This is a genomic window from Dialister succinatiphilus YIT 11850, from assembly GCF_000242435.1.
Taxonomy (GTDB): Bacteria; Bacillota; Negativicutes; order Veillonellales; family Dialisteraceae; genus Dialister; species Dialister succinatiphilus.
Genome location: NZ_JH591191.1, coordinates 5,537 through 11,312, shown reverse-complemented (window position 1 = coordinate 11,312; position 5,776 = coordinate 5,537). Strand labels below are relative to the sequence as shown.

The window sequence follows — 5,776 nt, the reverse complement described above, 5'->3', positions numbered from 1 at the left end:
ATGAGAAACTATAGGCCGGGATGTCTGGAGGGGCGTATAGGCGTTTATGGAGCTTCTTCTTCACCAATGGGGAGACTGGCCAGAGCTATACAGAAATACTGATAAAACCGAAGCCACGGAGATAGTAATTATCGATAGTCAAATGAATTACCGAGGAAAACTTGACACTTACCCCTCACACCGAAGGTGTGTCCACGGCCATTCCATTCATGATATAATGAAACCAGATAAAATCCATTGTTTTCAGTAAAGAAGGAGTAACGAAATGGACGACGGCCACATATGGCTTGAAATCATTATTATTATTTTACTGGTCCTGGCCAACGGGGTCTGTTCTCTGGCAGAAATCGCCATTGTGGGAGCGCGGAAGACGAAGCTCCAGGAAATGATTGATGAAGGGAATAAGAGTGCCGGCTATGCCCTGCGTCTGGCAGAGAGGAAGGAGGAGCTTTTTTCTACCATTCAGGTAGGCATTACCACCATCAGCATCATTACCGGTATGTTTTCCGGAGCGTCCCTGTCGGGGCCTCTGGGTGAGGAGCTGTCGAAGTTCCCGCCGCTGGCGCCTTACGCCCAGATGGTGAGCATGGTGGCTGTCATGGTGCTGGTGACTTATTTTTCCCTGATTATCGGGGAGCTGGCGCCGAAATGGATTGCTATTGCCATTCCGGAGAAGGCGGCCTGCTTTGTGGCCCGGCCCATGATTATAATGGCTACGGTGTGCAAACCGCTGGTGCTTTTTTCCACTTGGTCCACCAAGGCCGTGGTGGGGCTTCTTGGCATTCATATGGAAGGGGAGCAGCCTGTTTCGGAAGAGGAAATCAAGGTGCTTCTCCAGCAGGGGGCCAAGCTGGGCACTTTTGATAAGGAAGAACCGGAAATCATTGATAATGTATTCGAGCTTAATGACCGCACGGCAGCAGACTGCATGACGGCCCGTCCCCAGCTGGACTGGATCGACCTGGAGGACAGTGAGAAGAAAATTTGGGCCGATATGATGAAGACGTCCCATTTCCGCCTGCCCCTTGGCAGCGGCTCTCTGGACGATTTCAAAGGACTGGCTGATTTGTCCGATGTGCTGATGGACCAGCATGCCCATCCGGGAAAGGCTTTGAAGAAATCTCTCATGGAAACGGTGCATGCGCCGGTATACATTCCGGAAACCCTGACGCTGACCAAGGTGCTGAAGCTTTTCCGCACCCGCGGCGTCCATGAGGCCATCGTTATCGATGAGTACGGTACTCTGTCGGGACTCATCACTCTTCATGATGTGCTGGAAGAAATCGTAGGGGATATGCCCGGTGACAAGGAAGATATTCTGGAGGAGCAGAACAAGTTCATCCGCCGTTCCGAAAATTCCTGGCTGGTGGAAGGACTCTGCTCCATCGACGATTTCCGGGAGTATTTCCACATAGAAGACGAGCTGCCGGGAGAAGCGGAAGGCTATTACAAGACATTGGGAGGGTTCATTACCTATCTCCTTGGATATATACCGAAAGAAACAGAAAAAGCCCGGTATGGCGTCTTTACCTTTGAGGTAATGGACTGCGATAACCGGCGGGTGGATAAAGTCCTTGTAACGAAAGGCAAAGAAGAGGAGGAAATAAAACATGAGCAGTGAAACGAAAGAATGTCTGAAAGAACGGCTTCATAGGCTGGAACAGGATCTGAAGGAGAATCAGGCTTTCCTTCAGACCTATATGCTGTCCCCCAGCCCCGATTTCCGGCCGGCAGAGGAGGAAAGAATCCGCCAGATTTCCCGCCTGGCTGATGAAATGATGGAAATTCTTACCGAGCTGGCAGGAAGAAGCGAGGACAATGGGGAAGCCGATGCCATGGACGACGATCTGAACCTGGAATACAAGACCCACACCCTGGGGGATCCGGACGGCGAGGACAACATTGAAGGGGACTGGAATCTGGATGAAGAAGATATGATTCCCATCAGCGAAGCCCGCACCCTGCCGGAAGCAGAAGAACTTCTGTCCAAAAAAGAAAAGAAAGGGAAGAAGCACGGGAAAAAGGATAAGAAGAGAGGAAAGAAGGGGAAGAAGGGAAAGAAATGAATTAGTGTGTTAGTGAGCTAGTGGTATGCTGCACTTTTGTGACATAACAGGAGATAGGTCTATGAGGTTTACGGACTTCAGGGATTATAGCGTTTGGCATAAATCTATTATGCTGGCTAAGGAAGTGCACAGGCTAAGTAAAAAGCTGCCACAGAATGAACTTTTTGGCTTACAGTCGCAGATGAGCCGGGCAGCTACATCGGTGGCGTCCAATATTGCTGAAGGACAATCCCGTGGGTCAGCAAAGGATTTTATCAGGTTTCTGTATATATCTAATGGGTCAGTTGCTGAAATACAGACACAGCTTATCCTATGTGTAGAATACGGATACCTTATGCAGGAGGATATAGATGTGGCTATGGATTTAGCTATCCAGACAGCTAAAATGCTAAATTCTTTGATTAAAACAATTAAGATTCGCAACGGAATGAAATAAATAGAAGTTGTACAGAAATGTGGCGATAAATCAATTACCAGTCCACTAGCTCATTAAAAGGAGAAAAATATGCCTCACTACGCATTGCCTCATGAAATCATGTATCATACCGGCCTTTCCCGGGAGATGACGGAAGGTGCCCGGTATGCCCTGGTGCCCGGAGATCCGGGGCGGGTGGAAGGATTGGCGAAGGCGCTGGATGAGAAGGCATCTTTCGTCTGCTCTCACCGGGATTTCACCACCTGGAAGGCCAGGGTTTCCGGCGAAACGGTGCTGGTCATGTCCACCGGCATGGGCGGTCCCTGTGTCACCTTTGCGGTGGAGGAGCTGGCCCGGCTGGGGGTGACCTCCTTTATCCGGGTAGGCACCACCGGGTCCATTCAGGAGGACTTGAATTTGGGAGACCTGGTCATCAATAAGGGAGCTGTCCGCAGGGACGGCGCTTCCCGGGCCTATGCGCCCCTTGCCTATCCTGCCATGGCGGATATGCGAATCACCCTGGCGCTGGAAGAGGCGGCCAGGGAACTGAAGGTACCCTGTAAAACAGGGATTTCCGTATCCACCGACAGCTTCTGGCCGGGCCAGGAGCGCTATGACAGTTTCTCCGGCTATGTGAGAAAAAATCTGCAGGGGAGCCTTGCAGAATACCGGGCCCTGGGCTGTACGAATTTTGAAATGGAAAACGCCACCCTCTTCACCCTCACCTCGGTACTGGGTCTTTCGGCCGGTTCCCTCTGCGGCGTGGTAGCCAAGCGGACGGACAGCGAAGCCGTGGCGCCGAAGGAAGTGTATGAGCTGGCGGAAAAAAGATTCCATCAAGTGGTGAAAAGGGCACTGGAAATGCTGATTGGCCATTTCATGGTGACTTTGTGACATTGGCGGTGCTTACCTGTATTCCGGAAGGTTAAGGAAGCACTGATTAATTCATAGAGTTTTCTTTTATAAGAATTTTTATGCACTGTTTCGTCATGGGCTTCCTTAAATAGCTCGCTATTCGCGTCAGCCCATTCCTCGCATTGCATAAAAATTCAAGAATAAAAGCAAACAATGATTTAATCAGCGCTTCCTTAACGCGCCCTTGCGGGCGCGAGGGTTGATGGCCCGTGCGCTGCCGCGCCGGGCCAAAGTTTCTGTCCGGGACCGGCTTCGCCTCCCGGACGGTTTGAGGGCATTTGCCTAGGGTAGTTATATAGTATCGCTGCGCTGGCGAAGTGGGTGCTCTTGCGGGCACTAATTTTATATGTCGCCTGTAGGCAGTGAAAACCTTTACAGCCGGACTTCGCCCGATGGAAAACAAGCCAACCGCCCTGCGGGCATTTCCCTCGCGCCGAAGGCGCGGTCTTATGGTTCTCCCGCCGCAGGCGGGCATATATACTCATCGCCGCGAAGCGGCGATACCACAATCCTCGGGCCCAAAGGGCCGTCGCCCCCTGAGCAAAGCGATGCAACCCTTCTACACAACCCGCGGCGCCAGCCGCGGCCCCTTTTTTATAATCTGCGGCGTCAGCCGCCACCACCACCCTTTGAACCTTCTGAACCTTTTGAACCCTCTGAACCCTCAAGCCCGCAGGGCGTGTCCCATAGCCCTTTTTCAAAATCCCCTTGCCATTGAAGGCAAAATCATTTATCATAACAATGATATACTATTGCTTTCAAAGGGAAGCAGAGATAAAGGAGATTTTTGGAAGAATGAGAGCACGTGGTCTTTTATTTGGCGTGGCAGTGGCATTTTCTGTGTGGAATATCATTACCAATGGTGTCAATGTGCGGACTGTGGCAATCTGTGCCATGATCCTGGTATGCCTGGTCATTAATATTTACAATTATCGTCAGAAGCAGCAGCAGCGGGCAGCAGCGGAGGAAGCTGTCAGGGAGAAGGAAGAGGTTCGCCAGCTTCGGGCAGAGGCCCGGCGCAGGCAGAATCGGAGGAACCGGAAGCATCGCAAATAATTCTCTTTCTGCTTGAGGGGCCTTTGGCCCTTTTTCTGTTTTCAGGGAAAGTATGAGAAGATGGCATAGGTCATCTGAAAAGTCATAGCTTATCCCGGGAGGTACTATGCCGGCGGCGCTTATCTATCGCTGGGCAGTCTTTATTCTGCTCATTTTGGGTCTGATTCTTCTCATGAAGCACAAGGTGCTGACACCTTTTGTATTCTGGTCGAGGATCCAGTACTATACGTTTTCTACTTTCACCCTTTTTGTGGTGTGGCTGGGGGCCACTCTGTTCCAGGTGGATGTGCCCTTCCTGTATACGGCGGACTGCCGTTACATAGTGGCGGCCAGTCTGGGGACTCTGTCCCTCATGTATCATCTCATCGTACGGCCCGGTGCCATTCGCACCCATAAGCTGAACGATATCAGCTACGAGCATTTTTCTTTCTACAATTACATATTTCACTATTTCATCCCCATCCTGATGCTGGTGGATTATATCTTCTTCGTGGATAAGAGGGACATGCACTGGTACACCATGTTTACCTGGATGATTTACCCTGCTTTCTATGTGGTATTCGTGTATTTCAGGGCCTGGGTGACCATCGTGACCCACGGGAAATCCCATCTCTATCCCTATACGTTCATGGATCCCAACTTCCATGGACCTCTCTCTATTACCAGGGGGGTCCTCATCGTGGGCGCCCAGTTCTTCGTCATCGGCGTTTTCGTCTATGCCCTGGGCATGGGCCTTTTCTATCTGGGCATTCCGCCCCTTTCCTGGACCTTTAATGGATGAAATCAAAGGCAGAGGCGCCCCTCTGGGGGCGCTTTTTTGATGGGTCCAGGCACGGCTCTTTCGTCATCTCGAGCGTGGGATTTATGAGATGATTGTCTCGCGGCGTTTTATTCTGCCCCCTGCATAGGGGGAAGTCCGGCACAGCTGGATAGGGGGTGGCGAACGCAGTGAGCCAATCACCAGAGTGCTTATCATGCCATATGACACAGAAAGCCAATCCCGTAACGCTGACTTCTTATGGACAAGCCCCTTTGGGGCTTGAGGGGTCAGGCGCCTTTCGGCGCCCGGGTTTTATCGTTCGTGTTGCGCTCTGAACGATGGGTTCGGCCCACAGAGCGGGCTGGTTCAGAGGGTAGTTTTATATGCCGCTGCCTGGGGTAGCGAAAACAGTCCAACCGGGCTTCACTCAGGGGGCCGCCGATTGGCGGTCAGGACCTCGATGGAGCATCCTATCGGTGCTCTGCCCCGTACACCCTTTCCCGCTTCGCGGGACTTCCCCTCAAGGGGAAACGAGAAAATAGGTGGCACTGGATATTGTGTCAC

At 51.7% G+C, this 5,776-nt stretch carries 6 protein-coding genes; all 6 read left to right on the top strand.

The annotated features are described in order from the left end of the window. Positions 1 to 265: 265 nt before the first annotated feature. A complete protein-coding gene (locus tag HMPREF9453_RS10870) occupies positions 266 to 1,621 on the top strand; it encodes a hemolysin family protein (protein ID WP_008860619.1) in 1,356 nt (451 codons plus the stop codon). After that, positions 1,611 to 2,066 (top strand): hypothetical protein, encoded by a 456-nt coding sequence (locus tag HMPREF9453_RS10865; RefSeq protein ID WP_008860618.1) that lies wholly within the window; start codon positions 1,611 to 1,613, stop codon positions 2,064 to 2,066. The genes HMPREF9453_RS10870 and HMPREF9453_RS10865 overlap by 11 nt, the downstream gene beginning before the upstream one ends. A gap of 61 nt (positions 2,067 to 2,127) precedes the next feature. Beyond that, entirely contained in the window at positions 2,128 to 2,502 is a 375-nt protein-coding gene (locus HMPREF9453_RS10860; RefSeq protein WP_008860617.1) for a four helix bundle protein, read from the top strand. Positions 2,503 to 2,571: 69 nt separating this feature from the next. After that, on the top strand, positions 2,572 to 3,375 hold the full coding sequence (udp, locus tag HMPREF9453_RS10855; RefSeq protein ID WP_008860616.1) for a uridine phosphorylase: 804 nt from the start codon (positions 2,572 to 2,574) through the stop codon (positions 3,373 to 3,375). A gap of 816 nt (positions 3,376 to 4,191) precedes the next feature. Then, positions 4,192 to 4,452 (top strand): hypothetical protein, encoded by a 261-nt coding sequence (locus HMPREF9453_RS10845; protein ID WP_008860614.1) that lies wholly within the window; start codon positions 4,192 to 4,194, stop codon positions 4,450 to 4,452. Positions 4,453 to 4,558: 106 nt separating this feature from the next. After that, a complete protein-coding gene (locus HMPREF9453_RS10840; protein WP_008860613.1) occupies positions 4,559 to 5,233 on the top strand; it encodes a Pr6Pr family membrane protein in 675 nt (224 codons plus the stop codon). Positions 5,234 to 5,776: the final 543 nt, after the last annotated feature.